This window comes from Sagittula sp. S175, assembly GCF_049800975.1.
Classification (GTDB): Bacteria; Pseudomonadota; Alphaproteobacteria; order Rhodobacterales; family Rhodobacteraceae; genus Sagittula.
Genome location: NZ_JBNAGB010000006.1, coordinates 74,734 through 91,632 on the forward strand (window position 1 = coordinate 74,734; position 16,899 = coordinate 91,632).

Genomic DNA, 16,899 nt, shown 5'->3' on the forward strand with positions numbered 1-16,899 from the left:
ACACAAGGGAGGAGAACCAATGTCCATTCGCATGACCTTCGTCGCCGCCGCCGCGGCGGCTCTGATCGCCGGCACCGCCAGCGCGCAGGCCAACCTGACCGTCGAAACCTCGGGCGGGGGCGCGTCCAACCATGTCGCCAACGCAACGCTGGGCGAACTGGCGGGCGCGGCGGGCGTTGCCAACTTTCAGGTGCTGGACGATCAGGTTCTGACCAACAGCCTGCTGAACGTCGCCAACGGACAGTCCGACATCGCCGCTACGCCGTTCATCCTGCCGTTCCTGATGTCCAGGGGCGCAGGCCCCTACGCCAGCCTTGGCAAGGAGAAAGGCGCAGAGCTGGCGGAGGGCGTCGCGGTGCTGTTCACCTACGGTTTCGGCGGCATGAGCCTTTACTCCTTCGATTCCTCGCCGGTCAAAGGCTGGGGCGACATCGCGGGCAAGAAGATCCTCAACGGCCCACCGCAGGGCGCGGCGCTGGCCAACGGGCGTGCCATGATCGAACTGACCACCGGCCTGAAGGACGGCGAAGGCTACACCGGCGTGCAGGTCGACTGGGGGCAGGCGGTCAAGACCATGACCGACGGGTCCGTCGATGCCATGGTGCTGCCGGTCTACATGCCCGACCCGCGCATGACGCAGGCCTCGGCGGCGGGCAACATGACGCTCTACTCCGTGCCGAAAGAGGTCTACGAGGGTGAGGCCATGCAGAAGTACCTCACCAGCCCGGGCACGGGCGCGTTCGAGGTCGACATCGCCTCGGTGACGCTGCCGGATTCGATCAAGGTCTCCTCCGAGGACGGCACCTTCCGCAGCCCCGCCACCGTTGGCGGTAACGTGGTGCGCAAGGACATGGACGAAGAGTTGGCCTATCAGCTGACCAAGCTCTACCTCGACAACCTCGATGCCTTTGCCTCGAAATCCCCGATCATGAAGTTCGTGGCACTTGGTGCGGTGGACCCGAAGGTCACCGGCATGTGCGGGGCCAACCCGCTGAAATACCATCCCGGTGCCGTGCGCGCCTACACCGAGGCGGGCCTGACCCTGCCCGAGTGCGCGCTGCCCTGACCTGACGCCACCGGGCCCGCATCCCCTGCGGGCCCGACCGCCCAAAGCCCTCACGCCAGATTCAAAACGGTGCCTCTCATGAGCAGCGACACACCCCTCGTCATCAAGGTGCCCCTCGGGCGCAAGATCGCCTACTGGCTGGCGCTCCTGCTGGTGGTCGTGGGGCTGGTCAACGCCATGCCGGGCATTCCGGGGCTGGACGATCTGGCAAAGGACATCACCGGCAACGCGGGCTTCATCATCCGCAAATTTCCCTACCAGTATTTCTACCCCTTCGTCTTTGTCCTGATGATGGCGATCGTGGTCACCACCCATTCCATCTGGCGCGACTGGTCCGACCGTCGGCCCGAACGGCGCTACCTCGGACTGGCGCTCGACCTGGCCCTCATCACCATGACGCTGGTGCTGACCCTCACCTACCTCAACGAGATCCCCGCCGTCTGCCTCACCGACCAGTTTACCGGTGACCGGGCCGAGATCATCGCCCGCGCGCTGGAAATCGAGGCCGAGAATGCCTCGCTCTTTGGCCTGCCCGCGCCGACCACCGTGGACGACCCCGACTGTCTGAACTCCATCGGTGGCGGGCTTGTTCTGGTGGTGGCGCTCGCCGTGGTGGTCTTCCTCGCGTACAACGTAAAGGTCTGGGGCCTGCCGCTGGTCATGGTCGCCATCGTCGTCGCCAGCTGGACCATGTTCACCGTGCTGATGTGGTACATCTTCGGCGCGGACGACATGTCGAAATACCTCGTGACCAAGCTCGGCGGCGAGCCGCGCACGCTGGCGGACGGTTACCCGCGCCTGCTGGATGCGCTCACCAGCACCTCCAGCGGCTTCTTCGGGCGCTTCCTCGACATCATCGTGAACGAGATCTTCCCCTACCTCGTCCTCGGCTCCCTCTTCGGCGCATCGGCGGGCGGGCAGTCGCTCATCAAGCTGGCCTTCCGCTGGACGCGCAAGCTGAACGGCGGCCCGGCCCATGCGGCAATCGTCTCTTCGGCCCTGTTCGGCACGATCTCTGGCGGGCCGGTGACCAACGTGCTGTCCACCGGCGTGCTGACCATCCCGATGATGCTGAAGCGCGGGTTTTCCAAGGTCTTCGCCGGAGGCGTCGAGGCCGCCGCGTCCTCGGGTGGGTCGATCATGCCGCCGGTGATGGGCGTCGCCGCCTTTGTGCTCGCCGCCATGACCGCCACGCCCTACAGCCAGGTCATCATCGCCGCGATTATCCCCGCGGCGGCCTATTTCCTCTGCCTCTTCCTCTCGGTGGTGTTCCAGTCGCGCAAGCAGGGCATCAAGGCCATCGGAGAGCTGACCCCCGACATGCATATCGACCGGCAGGACAAGCTCAACCTCATGATGATCTTCGGGCCGATCCTGCTGATCCTCGTCCTTCTGCTGACGAAAAAGGAAGCCGTCGGTTGCGGCCTGCTTGGCCCGCTGCTGGGCGCGACCCGCACCATCACCGATGGCACGTGCCAGGTCGAAAGCCTGTCGTGGCTCCTGTCCACCTACCGCAACGCGGCCGGAGACGTGGGCAGCGCGGGCTGGTGGTCGGTGATCCTGCTGCTGGGCCTGCTGTTCCTCGACCCCGAAGTCCGCAAGCGCCCGCGCAAGATCATCGACGGCCTCAGCGACGCCGGCGTGACCATGTCGACGCTCTACCTGATGTTCCTCGCCGTCTCGATCATCGACTTCTGCCTCAAGTTTACCGGCCTGCCGTTCTACATCTCGGTCGACGTGCTGACATGGCTCAAGGGGCTGGGCCTCGGCAGCGGCGGCTCGCTTTACTTCCAGCTGCTGGCGCTGACCGTGACCATGTTGCTGGCGGTACTGCTGGGCATGGGAATGCCCGCCGTGCCCGCATTCATCAACGTGGCGTTGCTGATGGGGCCGGTGCTGGGCGGGCTGGGCCTGTCGATCTTTACCGCCAACATGTTCATCTTCTACTACGCTGTCGCCTCGGCCATCACGCCCCCCGTTGCGGTCGCGGCCTTTGCCGCCGCGTCGATCACGCGGGCCGATCCCATGGCCACGGGCTTTTCGGCGGTGAAATCCGGCATGGTGATGTTCGTCATTCCCTTCGTCTTTGCACTCTACCCGGAACTGCTGCTGATCCCGGCAGCGGTGATCGACCCGTCCTCCAGCGGCGCGCAGGTGACCTACCTGCCGGGCTACGACGGGCAGGTCCACATCGCCGCGCTGGTCTGGGTGATCCTGCGCGTGCTCGTCGCACTTTACCTCGTCGCCAGCGCGCTGGCGCGTTTCGACGCCACGCGCCTGCCCACGTGGGAGCTGACACTGCGGATCGTGCTCGCCGTTCTGCTGCTGTCGCGCACGCCGATCGTGGCTGTTCTGGCGCTGGCGGCGGCGGCGGTCTGCATCGGGTGGCACCATTGGCAGGCAAAGCCCCGGCCGCAGATCGCCTGAACGGGTTGGACAGTCGCCGCACAATCATGCACGCTTCCATCATGACCCTGCCGACCAAAGGCATCGTCCCACGTCCGCTTCCGGTGCAGTGATGGAGGCGGACAAGCCGTAGAGGGCGGCCCGGGACGACAACGGCGGCAGGCACAGACCTTGGGAGGGGGCGATGACGGACGACACCATCGACACGGGGGCGATCACCCACAAGCAACGCGAAACTGCGGAGCGCCTGCAACAGCTGTCCTTGCGGCTGATGACGGCGCTGTCACGGCGCAAGGCCCCGAACCCGGGGATCGAGGCGCCGGGCCCGGACCTCTATGCGAAATCCGCCGTCGCCTGGTGGGAGCAGATGCTGACCAACCCGGCGCGCGCCGTGGGGCATGGCGTGGGCTTCTGGGAAAACTCGATGAAGGCCTGGGTCGGCGCGATCCAGCATTCCGCCGACGGTCCCGGCACCTCCAAGGACAAGCGCTTTGCCGATGCCGACTGGCAGGACAACCCCTGGCTTGACTATCTGAAACGCCAGTACAAGGTCACCTCCAGCGCCATGCGGCAGGCGGTGGCCGACCTCGACACGCTGCCCGAAACCGACAAGCGCCGCCTGCGCTATTTCACCGACCAGATCGCCAACCTGATGGCGCCGAACAACTTCCTCGGCTCCAACCCCGAAGCCTTGCGCCGCGCTCTGGAGACCGACGGCGAAAGCCTGCTGAAGGGGCTGGAAAACCTCGTCACCGATCTGGAGGCCAACAACGGCGAGCTGCTGGTGAAGCTGGTGGACGACAGCGCCTTTTCGGTGGGCGACAACATCGCCACCGCGCCCGGTCAGGTGGTCCTGCGCACAAAGATGATGGAGCTGATCCAATACGCGCCCACCACCGAAGACGTGCACGCCGTTCCCATCGTCATCTTCCCGCCTTGGATCAACAAGTTCTACATCCTCGACCTCAAGCCGCAGAACAGCATGATCCGCTGGTTGGTGGATCGTGGTCATACCGTCTTTGTCGTGTCCTGGGTGAACCCGGACGAGTCGTTGAAGGACGCAGGGCTCGAAGATTACATCACCGACGGCTTCCTCGCCGCGATCGAGGCCGCCAAGGAGATCACCGGCGAGCAGCAGATCAATGCCGTCGGCTACTGCATCGCGGGCACGACCCTGTCGCTGACGCTGTCCTACCTCAAGCAGATCGGTGACACCTCGATCAACTCCGCCACGCTGTTCACCGCGCTGACGGATTTCTCGGATCAGGGCGAGTTCACGCCCTTCCTGCAAGAGGACTTCGTCGACGGGATCGACGTGCAGGTCAGCCGCTCCGGCCTGCTGCCCGCGCGGGTCATGTCGCGCACCATGTCCTTCCTGCGGTCGAACGATCTCGTCTACGGTCCGGCGATCAAATCCTACATGATGGGCGAGACACCCCCCGCGTTTGACCTGCTGTTCTGGAACGGCGACAGCACCAACCTGCCGGGCAACATGACCATGCAGTACCTGCGTGGCCTGTGCCGGGCGAATGCCTTTGCCGAGGGGCATTTCGACCTGATGGGCCGCACGCTGAAGCTGTCCGAGGTCGATGTGCCGCTGATGGCCATCACCGCCGAAACCGACCACATCGCGGCGTGGAAGGACTGCTACCGCGGCGTTCAAAAGATGGGATCGAGCGACAAGACCTTTGTCCTGTCGCAGTCGGGCCACATCGCCGGGATCGTCAACCCGCCCTCCAAGGGCAAATACGGTCATTACACCAACCCCGACCTGAGCCTCCCCGCCGCCGACTGGCGTGCCGGGGCGGACTTCCACGAGGGGTCGTGGTGGCCGCTGTGGGACGCCTGGCTGAAGCCCCGCGCGGGCGAGCTGGTCCCGGCACGCAAACCCGCCGAAACCGACCTCGGCCCCGCGCCGGGCACCTACGTAAAGGTCAAGGCGGCGTAGATGTCCCTGTTCATCTGGTGAACGTCGCGGTTCCGGTCTTGGACAGGCCGGAACCCCCGCCACTAGGTTGCCCTGAAAAGGGAGGACATCATGGCCACATGCGCGCTCGCCTATCTTGGCGTCCGGTCGGACAAGCTCGATGACTGGGCCGGGTTCGCCGGTGGCCTTCTGGGCATGCAGACCATCGACAAGGGCGGCAAATCGCTGGCCTTCCGCATGGACGACAAGGCGCAGCGGCTCGTTGTCTCGGACGAAGAGGGCGAAACGCTGGCCTTCATGGGGTTCGAGGTCTCGGACCGGTCCGACCTCGACATGTATGCCGCGCGTCTGGACGCGGCGGGCGTCACCGTCCACGCCGGTGACCGCGCCCTTGCGGACCGCCGCCTCGTCACGGATCTCATCTGGTTCGAGGACCCGATGGGCAACCGCGTCGAACTGGTCCACGCGCCGATGATCGCCGCCGATCCCTTTGTTCCCGGTCGTCCCATTCAGGGCTTCAAGACAGGACCGATGGGCATGGGCCATGCCGTCCTTCATGTGCAGGACATCGACGTCATGATGCCCTTCTACCGCGACACTCTGGACTTTGCCGTTTCTGATTACGGGATGACACCCTACGGGCTGTACTTCTTTCACCTCAACGGGCGGCACCACAGCTTTGCCATGGTCGGTTCCGGCCAGCGCGGATTTCATCACTTCATGGTGGAATACGACACGCTGGACGATGTGGGGCAGGGCTATGACATCGCCAACTACAGCGACCGCGTCGCCTATACGCTGGGGCGGCACACGAACGACTGGATGACCTCCTTCTATGCGCAGACGCCCTCGGGGTTCTTTGTCGAGAACGGCTGGGGCGGGCGGGTGATCGACCCTGCGACTTGGGAACCGCACGAGACCTTCTGCGGTCCCAGTTTCTGGGGCCACGACCGCCGCTACCTGCCCAAAGACAGCGCATTGCGCCGATCCATGCGCGAGATGGCACTGGAAACCGGGCGTCAGGGGCTGCGCGCCGATCCGGTTGCGGACTGCCCATGGCTTTATTCGGAACTGGTGCGGCAGGGCCGCTGACCCCTCGGCCTGGCGTTCACGCCATGAACGCTCCGCTTGACAGCCGCCCCCGCAGACCCTCGAGTGCCATGGGGAGGAACGCGCATGCCCGTCTACAATCCCGTCCGCGCGCTGGATCGCGGCCTGACGATCCTGCAGATCGTCAACGAACACGACGGCATCCGCACGCAAGAGATCGCCGACCGCGCGGGCCTGTCGCGCCCCACGGTTTTTCGCCTGTTGGAAACCCTTCAGGCGCGCGGCTTCGTCAGCCAGTCCGCCTCCAGCGGGGGCTGGCATCCGACGCTCTTGTGCAACCTGCTCAGCTCCGGTTTCGTCGACAAATCCCGCGTCGGGCAGATCGCCACGCCCGAGATGATGGCGCTGGGCCGCGAGGTTCTGTGGCCGGTTGACCTCGTGACGCTCGACGGCGACGCCATGCAGGTGCGCGAAACCACGCATAAATTCTCGCCCTTCTCCTTCGACCTCGGGATGGTCGGGCGGCGCATGCCGATCCTGCACACGGCGGGCGGTCACGCCCACATCGCCTTTTGCCCCGACGACGAACGCGAGGTGATCTTCGATATGCTGCGCAAATCCGGCCTGCCCGAGAACGCGCTGATCCACGATCCGCGCAGGGTGGCCGAAATACTCGACCGCACCCGCGCCCGCGGTTTCGGCTTCCGCACCGAGGGATACCGCAACCACACCCACTCGATCTCCTTCCCGATCATGGAGGGGGCGCGCGTCCTGGCGACCCTCTCGGTGATATGCCTGAAATCGGCGATTTCCTTCGACGATATGGTCCGCAATTTCGCGCCGCGCCTGCGCGAGACATGTGAACGGATCAGCAAGGCCATGGCCGAACAGGATGGGCCGTTCACACAGTGAACGCGCAGCGCAAAACGGGCGCTCTCGTCCGCCGACGCGGGCTAACACTCCGCAACACGAAAGGCGCGGGACCCATCGGGACAATCAAAGGCCGCGCAAGAGGGGATGAGGAATGGCCAAGGTTCCGGCAGAAATGCCCGTCGTCATCATCGGGGCAGGGCCGACGGGGCTGACCACCGGGCTGTTGCTGGCGGCCTACGGTGTCCGCTCGGTCATCCTCGAACGCGCCGAGGCGCCGCTGGACATTCCGCGCGCCATCGTTCTGGACGACGAAGGGGCGCGCGTGCTTCAGATCTTTGGCGCGGACAAGACCTACGTGGCCCGGACCATCGTCGGCAACGGGGCGGAATATGTCGACGATACGGGCCGCCAGTTCGGCCGCGTCGGCGCGGGGCCCGAAACCTACGGCTTTCCGAAACGGCACTTCATCGACCAGCCCGAGATGGAAGCCGCCCTGCGCGCCTGCCTTTCCGACACCGACCTCTGCACGCTGCATTTCTCGACCGAGGTCCGGTCGACCGAGGAACACGCCGACCACGTGGCCGTGACCTTCACCGATGCCAGCGGCGCAGAGCACAGCCTGCGGGCGCAATACGTCGTGGCCGCTGACGGCGGGCGCAGCCCGACGCGCGAACGGTTGGGCATCGCCATGCTGGGGTCCACATACGAACAGGACTGGATCGTCATCGACACCCGCAACGATCCCGATCAGGGCGATTTCTCGCATTTCTACTGCTCCAACGCGCGGCCCCATGTGTCGATCCCCGCACCGAACGGCGGGCGGCGGTACGAGTTCATGCTGCTCCCCGGTGAAACCCACGCCGAGGTGCTGGCCGAAGGTTTCGTCGAAACGCTGCTGGAGCCGTTCCGCGCCATCACCCCCGCCGACATCATCCGCAAGACCATCTACACCTTCCACGCCCGCATCGCCGAGCGTTGGCGGGACGGTCGTGTCCTTCTGGCGGGCGACGCCGCACATCTGACGCCGCCCTTTGCAGGGCAGGGGATGAACGCAGGACTGCGTGACGCCGCCAATGTCAGCTGGAAACTCGCCTGCGTGCTGAACGGTGGTGCCGCGCCCGACATGCTCGACAGCTACTTTCAGGAACGGCGTGAACCCGCATGGGCGATGATTCAGCTGGCGGTCATCATGGGCGACATCGTCATGCCCATCGACGGCGACCGCCTCGCCTTCCGCGAGCAGTTGATGAAGACCCTCGCCCCGTTCCCGGCGGTGCAGGATTACCTGCTGCACATGCGCTTCAAGCCGCGCCCGAAGTTCGACACCGGGCTGTTCCTCGGCCTCGGCGACAGCGCTTTCGAAGGGGCCATCGTCGGCGAGATGATCCCGCAGCCGGACATCGTCCTGAATGGGCAGTCCATGAAACTGGATGCCGCGCTGGGCCACGGCTTTGCACTGATCGCGCAGGACGGGGCGGGGGCAGAGGCCCTGGCTGTGCTGCCGGACAACGACTTCCTCGGCCTGCCGCTGGGCCGCGCGTACCTACCGTTCCGGGACTCCGCGGACGCGATGCCCGCCGCGCAATGCGACGACCCGCGCGCCAGACTGCTGCGCGCCCACCGCGACGAAATCCTGCTGATCCGGCCGGACCGCTACTGCGCCGCCGCCTTTGCCCCCGCCGATCTGCGCGCGGGTCTCGACCGCTACCGGGCTCTTCTGTCCAACTGACAGGCGACGCCCCAACCCAAAGCAACCTCAAGGAGGGCCACCCATGCGCCTCGTTTCCTTCACCCGCCCCGATGGCACCGCATCCTACGGAACCACCGATGGCACCACGATCCACGATGCCGGGGCCGTGCTGCCCTACGCCGACCTGCGCGCGGTCCTCGCCGCCGGGGCCACCGGCGAGCTGGCGGGCAAGGGCACAGCACTGGCCATGTCCGACGTGACGCTCCTGTCACCCGTTCCCAACCCGGACAAGATCCTCTGCATCGGCCTCAACTACATGAGCCACATCAAGGAAACCGGCCGCGACAAGCCCGCCTATCCATCGATCTTCAACCGCTACCCGTCCTCCATCCTCGGCCACAACGTGCCGCTGGTTCGCCCGAAAGTGTCGAAGGAATTCGACTACGAGGGCGAGCTGGCCGTGGTCATCGGCAGGACCTGCCGCCATGTCGCCGAGGCCGACGCATGGGACGTGGTCGCGGGCTATTCCTGCTTCAACGATGGGTCGGTCCGCGACTTCCAGCGCCACACCTCGCAGTTCTGGCCAGGCAAGAGCTTCGAGGCCTCGGGGTCGATGGGTCCATGGCTGATCACGCCCGACGAGGTGGGCGACATCACGCAGCAGACCCTCATCACCCGCATCAACGGCAAGGTGGAACAGCAGGCCGGGATCGACGATCTCGCGCTCTCGATCCCCGAGATCATCGCCTATGCTTCCACCGTCATCACGCTGCTGCCCGGTGACATCATCGCCACCGGCACTCCGGGTGGCGTCGGAAAGTTCCGCGATCCGCAGCTGTACCTCGAACCCGGCATGACCGCCGAGATCGAGATCACCGGCGTCGGCACGCTGGTCAACGGCGTCGTCGACGAGGCCTGACCCGGCCCCCTTTCCGGCTGGGCGATCTCCCGCCCAGCCGGTCGCCGACCGTCGCATTGGCTTGCGGCTTCGGCCCGAACCTGATTAAGACGCAGCGGATGTGCCACAGGGAGTACGGGCCAAAGGATGCTGGACGAAAGGGATATCTCTTCCCGGGAGGCCCTCTCAAACGGTTGGCGCGTGATCCGCGAGGCCCTGCCGGCCTTCTGGAAACTCTATGCCGTCTCCGTGGTCTGCATGGTCGGCGTCGCCTTCTTTACCGGGGCACTGGCCAATTCCACGAAATCCATCGTCAACGGGGTGTTTGTCAACGACACCCCCGGTGCTGCCGTCCGCGTGGCCCTGCTGGTGATCGGCGTCTCCGCGGCGAAAAGCCTGTTCACCTATGGCGCGGCCCTGATCGGCGCGATCTTCAACCGCTCGATCTCGATCCGCTACCAGAAGGAACTCTTCGAGCACCTCCTGAAGCAGGACGTGGCCTACCTTGCCAAGGAACACCCGCCGCGCCAGATGTCCCTGCTGATGCAGATCGGACGCGCCTCGGGCCGTGTCGTCATGGGCATCTGCAACAAGGCGGTGGTCGAAGTCCTGACCCTGATTGCGCTGCTGTGGGTCATGATCCTGCAGGACCCGATGATGACGTTGCTGTGCGGCCTCGTCTTCCCGGTGATCTTCGGCCTCGTGTCGATCCTGTCGCAAAAGATCCGCCGCGCGACGAAACACGAGCTGAAACTCGCGGGCCGCTATTTCCAGGTCGGGGCCGAAATCTTTGACGGCATCAAGACCGTCAAGAGCTTCCAGATGGAGGACGCCTCCGTCGAACGCTTCAACGCCGCCGTCGACAAGATGGAAAAGCGCACGATGCAGGTTGCCCGCATCAGCGCCACGACGACCCCGATGATGGAATTGCTCGGCGGCCTCGTGATCGGGCTTTTCGTGATGTACGGCGCGTGGCAGACCATCGACGGCGGCCGCACGCCGGGCGAATTCGCCGCCTTCATCACCGCTTTCCTGATGGCCTACCAACCGGCGGAACGCCTGTCGAAACTCTGGGTCGAAATGCAGAAACAGATGGTCCTCGTGACGCAGATGTATTCCGTGCTCGACCGCGAACCGATCGAGATGCGCTATGGCACCGCCGATCTGCCCGCAGACCGGACACCGGAAATCGCCTTGAAGGACGTGTCCTTCGACTATGGCGACGATGCCCCCGCCCTGCGCGACGTGAACACTGTCATTGCGCCCGGCGCACGGGTGGCGGTGGTGGGGTCCTCCGGCGCAGGCAAGACGACGCTGATCGACATCCTCCAGCGGTTCTACGACCCGCAACTGGGCGCGGTCACGCTGGACGGCACCGACCTGCGCCAGATCAGCCACGAAGCGCTGCACCGCTCCATCGCCTTCATCTCGCAGGACGTGTTCCTGTTCGATGGCACAATTGCGCAGAACATCGCGGACGGGAACCCCGACGCCACGCGCGCGCAGATCGCCGAGGCCGCCGAACGGGCCTGCCTGAATGAGCTGATCGCATCGCTGCCTGCCGGTCTCGACAGCCCCGTGGGGCCCAACGGCAGCGCCCTGTCCGGTGGCCAGCGCCAGCGCCTTGCCATTGCGCGCGGCATCGTCAAACACGCCCGTATCTATATCTTCGACGAGGTCACCAGCGCGCTCGACCCGCAGAACGAACGCGCCGTGATGGCCTCGGTGATCGACGCGCTTCAGGGGGCCACGCTGATCTTCGTCACGCACCGACCCTCGACGCTGGCCTATGTCGAAAAGGTCATGGTCATGTCCGAAGGCCGCCTGATCGCCTGCGACACGCCCGAGGCCCTGTCGCGCACCAATGCGGCCTTCCGCAGCCTGTTCGGAGAGGTGGCACAAGATGTCTGATCTGCCGAACGATCCGACCGCGCCCAAGGCGCTCTCCAGCGCCGAAGCGCTCAGCTATGGCAAACGGCTCCTGCGCGAGGTCGTGCCGCAGCGCTGGAAACTGATCCTGCTGACCCTGCTCAGCATCATCGGCGTCGCGGGCTTTACCGGTGCGCTGGCCAACTCGACAAAGCTGATCGTCGACGACGTCTTTGGCGCGGGCAATCAGGGGGCGGCGCTGCGCGTGGCGCTCATCATTGTCGGGGTCGCCGTCGGCAAGAGCTTCTTCCAGTACATCACCGAAGTGCTGAAGGTCATGCTGATGCGCTCTGTCGCGGTGGTTTATCAAAAGCGCCTGTTCGCCAACGTGATCCGGCAGGAGCTGGGGTATTTCAACGCGCAGCACTCTTCGGTGCAGATGGTCATGGTGCAGATGCTGGGGCAATCCACCGGCGTGATGGTGTCCGACGTCTGCAACCGGCTTGTGGTCGAAGTCCTCACGGTCGCGGCGCTGTTTACCGTCATGCTGTTGCAGGACCCGCTGCTGACTCTGATCTGCAGCCTGATCGTGCCGCTGATCCTCTGGCTTGTCTCGGCTCTCTCAAAACGCATCCGCGAGATCGCCAGCGCCGACGCGGGCCTTGCGGCGCAGTTCTTCAGCGTCGGCGTCGAGGTCCTGCGCGGCATCAAGACGGTGAAAAGCTTCCAGATGGAGCGCAAGTCTGTTGCGCGTTTCAATGCCTCGATGGAGGCGCTGGAGGAACGCGGCCTGCAATTCGCGCGCATCACCGCCTCGACGATTCCTATCATGGAATTCCTCGGCGGCGTGGTCATCGGGGCCTTCGTCATCTTCGCATCGTGGCAGATTGCCACCACCGACCGCACGGCGGGCGAACTGACCGCCTTCATCACTGCCTTCCTGATGGCCTACCAACCGGCCGAACGGCTCTCGGCGGTCTGGGTCGAAGTGCAGAAAAGCCTCGTTTTCGTGCGCCAGATGTACAACCTTCTGGACCGGGCGCCGCTGGAAAAACCCTACGGCGACAAGGTTCTGGACGAGGTTCAGCCCTCCGTCCACCTGCAGGACGTGTCCTTCAGCTACGGCGGCGACGCGCCGGCGCTGCGCAATGTCACGCTCGACATCGCGGCGGGCGAACGCATTGCGGTGGTCGGCCCCTCGGGCGCGGGCAAAAGCACGCTGATCGACATCCTCCAGCGCTTCTACGACCCGCAGGAGGGCACCGTCTCCATCGGCGGCATCGACCTGCGCGACGTCTCGCGCGAGTCGCTCCATGCCTCCATCGCTCTGATCTCGCAGGACGTGTTCCTGTTTGACGGCACGCTGGCGGAAAACATCGCGCATGGCCGCCCCGGCGCGACCCGCGCCGAACTCGAGGCCGCCGCCCGCATCGCCCAGCTCGACTCGCTCATCGCCCGGATGCCCGAAGGTCTAGACAGCCAGATCGGCCCGAATGGCAACGCCCTGTCGGGTGGCCAGCGCCAGCGTCTGTCCATCGCGCGTGGCGTTGCCAAACGCGCAAAGGTATATATCTTCGACGAAGTCACCAGCGCGCTGGACGGGGCCAACGAACGCGCCGTCATGTCGGCACTGGTGTCCGAACTCAAGGGCGCGACGTTGATTTTCGTCACGCACCGGGCATCGACCTTTGACTACGTCGACCGCGTCGCCGTCCTGTCCGAAGGCCACCTCGCAGGCTTCGACAGGCCCGAAGCCCTGTCGCAGGATAACGCCGCCTATCAGGCCCTGTTCCACGAGCCCGACCCGGATTGATCCGGGCCTAGCTAATGCGTGCGGCCAGCCCGTCGAGGATGGCGCATTCCGGCGCGTCGTCGCCGTGGCACTTGCCGATCAAATCCTCCAACTGCGCCTCCAGGTCCTGCAGCTGCCGGATCTTGTCGCGTACCGTGTCGAGGTTCTGCACCGCCAGCGCCCGCACGTCGCGGCTTGCGCGGTCCGGGTCTGCGTTCAGTTCCAGCAGACGGCGGCATTCGTCCAGCCCGAACCCCAGATGCCGCGCCTGCGCCAGCATCTGCAACTGCGCCACCTGCCGCGCACCAAAGTCGCGATAGCCGTTCCCGGCCCGCGCGGCCTGCACCAGACCGATGTCCTCGTAATAGCGGATCGTCTTGACCGACAGTCCCGTGGCCTTCGCGGCCTCTCCGATGTTCATGACGCACCTCCTTGCCCAACCATTAAATCCTCCACTCGCTGGAGGGTAAAGCCCCCCATGATGCCCTGTGGAATCGCGCCCCTTTCCTCCTCCCGCCCCATCCGCTAAGGACGGCGCGACCAATTCTCTGATCGGGGCCCAGGCACATGAAATTCACCCTCTCCTGGCTGAAGGAACATCTCGACACCACCGCGTCGGTCGATGAGATCGCCGAGGCGCTGACCGACCTCGGGCTCGAGGTCGAGGAAGTGGTGAACCCCGCCGCGAAACTCTCGGCCTTTACGCTGGCCAAGGTGATCCACGCCGAACAGCATCCCGACGCCGACCGCCTGCGTGTCTGCAAGGTCATGACCGACGAGGGCGAAAAGCAGATCGTCTGCGGCGCGCCCAACGCGCGCGAAGGCATCACAGTGGTTCTGGCCAAGCCCGGCGACTACGTCCCCGGCATCGACGTGACCCTCTCCGTGGGCAACATCCGCGGCGTGGAATCGCACGGCATGATGGCGTCCGAGCGCGAGCTTGAACTCAGCGACGAACACAACGGCATCATCGAACTGCCCTCGGGCGAGGTCGGCCAGAAGTTCACCGATTGGCTGGCGCAGAACGACCCGGCCAAGGTCGATCCCGTCATCGACATCGCCATCACGCCCAACCGCCAGGACGCGCTGGGCGTGCATGGCGTCGCCCGCGATCTGGCCGCCCGTGGCCTTGGCACCCTGAAACCGCTCAAGGAAGCCGCCGTCCCCGGCAACTTCCCGTGCCCCATCGACGTCACCATCGACGCGGACGCCGCCACCGACGGCTGCGAGGTCTTTGCCGGTCGCCTGATCCGTGGCGTCAAGAACGGCCCCAGCCCGGCGTGGTTGCAGGACCGCCTGCGCGCCATCGGCCTGCGCCCGATCTCGGCGCTGGTCGACGTGACCAACTTCTTCACCTACGACCGCAACCGCCCGCTGCACGTCTTTGACGCCGACAAGGTGCAGGGCAACCTGCGCGTCCACCGCGCCCCCGAAGGCGCGACGCTGGTCGGTCTCGATGACAAGACCTACACCTTCCCCGGCGGACAGGTTGTGATCTCGGACGACAACGGCATCGAATCCATCGGCGGCATCATGGGCGGCCTCGCCACCGGTGCGACCTTCGACACCACCAACGTCTTCCTCGAAGCCGCCGTCTGGGACCGCATCCAGATCGCCCACACGGGCCGCGCCTTGAAGATCAACTCCGACGCGCGCTACCGCAACGAACGCGGCATCGACCCCGAGTACAACATGCAGGCGATGCAGGACGCGACGCAGATGATCCTCGATCTCTGCGGCGGCGAGGCCTCCGACATCGTCGTCGCCGGACAGGTCCCCGACACCGCCCGCGCCTACAAACTCGACCCGGCCCGCGTGATCTCCCTCGTCGGCATGGACATCCCCGAATCCGAGCAGCGCCAGACCCTGACCCGCCTCGGCTTCCGCATGGAGGGCAACCTGGCCCATGTGCCCTCGTGGCGCCCCGACGTGCTGGGTGAGGCCGACCTGGTCGAGGAAGTCGCCCGCATCGCCTCCCTGACGAAACTCAAGGGCCAGCCCCTGCCGCGCATGGCGGGCGTGCCGAAACAGATCCTCTCGCCGCTGCAAAAGCGCGAGCAGATCGCGCGCCGCACCGTGGCCGCGCTGGGTTACAACGAATGCGTGACCTACAGCTTCATCGACAGCGAGGCAGCCTCGCTGTTCGGTGGCGGCGATGACGCCACCATGCTGGCGAACCCGATTTCCTCCGACATGTCGCACATGCGCCCGCAGCTGTTGCCGGGCCTGCTGCGCGCCGCCGCACGCAATCAGGCACGCGGTTTCGCCGATCTTGCCCTGTTCGAAGTGGGCGCCGCCTTCCACGGCGGCGAACCCGAGGAACAGGCGCAGCAGATCGCCGGTATCCTCATCGGACGCACCGGACCAAAGGACGTGCACGGTGCTTCGCGCCCCGTCGACCTGTATGACGCCAAGGCCGACGCCGAGGCCGTCCTCGCCGCCATCGGCGCGCCTGCCAAGATGCAGATCATGCGCGGCGGCGAAGGCTGGTGGCACCCGGGCCGTCACGGCCGCTTCTGCCTTGGCCCGAAAAAGGTCCTCGGCACCTTCGGCGAGCTGCACCCCAAAGTGCTGGCCGCGATGGACATCAAAGGCCCTGCCGTGGCCTTCGTCATCCACCCCGCCGAGGTTCCGCTGCCACGCAAGGCCGGCGCGACCCGCCCGGCGCTGGTGCTGAACGACCTGCAACCGGTCGAGCGTGACTTTGCCTTCGTCGTCGACGCGAATGTCGAGGCGCTGACCGCCGTGAACGCCGCCGCAGGCGCGGACAAGGCGCTGATCGCCGACGTGCGCGTCTTTGACGAGTTCATCGGCGGCTCGCTCGGCGAGGGCAAGAAATCCCTCGCCCTGACCGTCCGCCTCCAGCCCGTCGACGCGACGCTGAAGGAAAAGGACATCGAGGCCGTCGCCGCCAAGATCGTCGAAAAGGTCACCAAGGCCACCGGCGGGACGCTGCGTGGCTGAGGATCGCGGTCCCCGTATCCGGCCCTACGGCATCGCGTGGTGGGGCTGGGTGCTGGGGATCAACCTTGCATGGCCGCTGGCCCTGTCGGCGCTGATCCGGCTGGGGCCACTGGCCGACAGCGCCTACCGCCCCGCAGCAGTGCTCACCTGCGTGCTGATCCTGTTCACCGCCAATCAGGTGATGGGGCGGCTGATCGGCGGGGCAGGGGTCATCTGGGTGCTTTCGGGCCTGAACCTCGCGGCATACCTGGCCGTCGGCAGCATCGCCTTTCTGCCCGCCTTGCCCGAACTACCCGGCGCGGTCACCACCCTAATGCAATGAGAAAGGGGCCCGCAAAGGCCCCTTTTGCTTTCTATAGCAACC

The 16,899-nt window shown here is 65.6% G+C and carries 12 protein-coding genes; 11 read left to right on the forward strand and 1 reads right to left on the reverse strand.

The features are described 5' to 3' along the window. Window positions 1-19: 19 nt before the first annotated feature. From ACP16H_RS09605 to ACP16H_RS09645, 9 genes are all read left to right on the forward strand, one after another. On the forward strand, window positions 20-1,066 hold the full coding sequence (locus ACP16H_RS09605; protein ID WP_425072064.1) for a TAXI family TRAP transporter solute-binding subunit: 1,047 nt from the start codon (window positions 20-22) through the stop codon (window positions 1,064-1,066). A 78-nt stretch (window positions 1,067-1,144) separates the two neighbouring features. After that, entirely contained in the window at window positions 1,145-3,493 is a 2,349-nt protein-coding gene (locus ACP16H_RS09610) for a TRAP transporter fused permease subunit (RefSeq protein ID WP_425072065.1), read from the forward strand. Window positions 3,494-3,656: 163 nt separating this feature from the next. After that, the gene (locus ACP16H_RS09615) at window positions 3,657-5,420 is read left to right on the forward strand and encodes a PHA/PHB synthase family protein (RefSeq protein WP_425072066.1); all 1,764 of its coding nucleotides are present in this window, start codon (window positions 3,657-3,659) and stop codon (window positions 5,418-5,420) included. Window positions 5,421-5,510: 90 nt separating this feature from the next. Further along, window positions 5,511-6,491, forward strand: coding sequence for a VOC family protein (locus ACP16H_RS09620; RefSeq protein WP_425072067.1), 981 nt, complete (start codon window positions 5,511-5,513; stop codon window positions 6,489-6,491). 84 nt (window positions 6,492-6,575) lie between these two features. Beyond that, window positions 6,576-7,361: a helix-turn-helix domain-containing protein gene (locus ACP16H_RS09625; RefSeq protein WP_425072068.1), complete on the forward strand. Its 786-nt coding sequence runs from the start codon at window positions 6,576-6,578 to the stop codon at window positions 7,359-7,361. 112 nt (window positions 7,362-7,473) lie between these two features. Further along, window positions 7,474-9,051 (forward strand): bifunctional 3-(3-hydroxy-phenyl)propionate/3-hydroxycinnamic acid hydroxylase, encoded by a 1,578-nt coding sequence (locus ACP16H_RS09630; RefSeq protein WP_425072069.1) that lies wholly within the window; start codon window positions 7,474-7,476, stop codon window positions 9,049-9,051. 43 nt (window positions 9,052-9,094) lie between these two features. Beyond that, a complete protein-coding gene (locus ACP16H_RS09635; RefSeq protein ID WP_425072070.1) occupies window positions 9,095-9,931 on the forward strand; it encodes a fumarylacetoacetate hydrolase family protein in 837 nt (278 codons plus the stop codon). Window positions 9,932-10,057: 126 nt separating this feature from the next. Beyond that, window positions 10,058-11,821 (forward strand): ABC transporter ATP-binding protein, encoded by a 1,764-nt coding sequence (locus ACP16H_RS09640; RefSeq protein ID WP_425072071.1) that lies wholly within the window; start codon window positions 10,058-10,060, stop codon window positions 11,819-11,821. Then, entirely contained in the window at window positions 11,814-13,592 is a 1,779-nt protein-coding gene (locus ACP16H_RS09645; RefSeq protein WP_425072072.1) for an ABC transporter ATP-binding protein, read from the forward strand. Before ACP16H_RS09640 ends, ACP16H_RS09645 begins: the two co-directional genes overlap by 8 nt. 7 nt (window positions 13,593-13,599) lie before the next feature. On the opposite strand, the gene ACP16H_RS09650 is transcribed toward ACP16H_RS09645, so the two are convergent. Then, on the reverse strand, window positions 13,600-13,992 hold the full coding sequence (locus tag ACP16H_RS09650; protein ID WP_425072073.1) for a MerR family transcriptional regulator: 393 nt from the start codon (window positions 13,990-13,992) through the stop codon (window positions 13,600-13,602). 146 nt (window positions 13,993-14,138) lie between these two features. On the opposite strand from ACP16H_RS09650, the gene pheT reads away from it, so the two are divergent. Continuing rightward, window positions 14,139-16,535 carry a phenylalanine--tRNA ligase subunit beta gene (gene pheT / locus ACP16H_RS09655; protein WP_425072074.1) on the forward strand — a complete coding sequence of 799 codons (2,397 nt, stop codon included), beginning with the start codon at window positions 14,139-14,141 and terminating at the stop codon, window positions 16,533-16,535. Then, window positions 16,528-16,857: a hypothetical protein gene (locus ACP16H_RS09660; protein WP_425072075.1), complete on the forward strand. Its 330-nt coding sequence runs from the start codon at window positions 16,528-16,530 to the stop codon at window positions 16,855-16,857. The genes pheT and ACP16H_RS09660 overlap by 8 nt, the downstream gene beginning before the upstream one ends. Window positions 16,858-16,899 lie beyond the last annotated feature (42 nt).

What these genes read in the sequence shown, in the direction of transcription:
- ACP16H_RS09605 (WP_425072064.1), top strand. Translation starts at nt 20, where the DNA reads ATGTCCATTCGCATGACCTTCGTCGCCGCCGCCGCGGCGGCTCTGATC.
- ACP16H_RS09610 (WP_425072065.1), top strand. Translation starts at nt 1,145, where the DNA reads ATGAGCAGCGACACACCCCTCGTCATCAAGGTGCCCCTCGGGCGCAAG.
- ACP16H_RS09615 (WP_425072066.1), top strand. Translation starts at nt 3,657, where the DNA reads ATGACGGACGACACCATCGACACGGGGGCGATCACCCACAAGCAACGC.
- ACP16H_RS09620 (WP_425072067.1), top strand. Translation starts at nt 5,511, where the DNA reads ATGGCCACATGCGCGCTCGCCTATCTTGGCGTCCGGTCGGACAAGCTC.
- ACP16H_RS09625 (WP_425072068.1), top strand. Translation starts at nt 6,576, where the DNA reads ATGCCCGTCTACAATCCCGTCCGCGCGCTGGATCGCGGCCTGACGATC.
- ACP16H_RS09630 (WP_425072069.1), top strand. Translation starts at nt 7,474, where the DNA reads ATGGCCAAGGTTCCGGCAGAAATGCCCGTCGTCATCATCGGGGCAGGG.
- ACP16H_RS09635 (WP_425072070.1), top strand. Translation starts at nt 9,095, where the DNA reads ATGCGCCTCGTTTCCTTCACCCGCCCCGATGGCACCGCATCCTACGGA.
- ACP16H_RS09640 (WP_425072071.1), top strand. Translation starts at nt 10,058, where the DNA reads ATGCTGGACGAAAGGGATATCTCTTCCCGGGAGGCCCTCTCAAACGGT.
- ACP16H_RS09645 (WP_425072072.1), top strand. Translation starts at nt 11,814, where the DNA reads ATGTCTGATCTGCCGAACGATCCGACCGCGCCCAAGGCGCTCTCCAGC.
- ACP16H_RS09650 (WP_425072073.1), bottom strand. Translation starts at nt 13,992, where the DNA reads ATGAACATCGGAGAGGCCGCGAAGGCCACGGGACTGTCGGTCAAGACG.
- pheT (WP_425072074.1), top strand. Translation starts at nt 14,139, where the DNA reads ATGAAATTCACCCTCTCCTGGCTGAAGGAACATCTCGACACCACCGCG.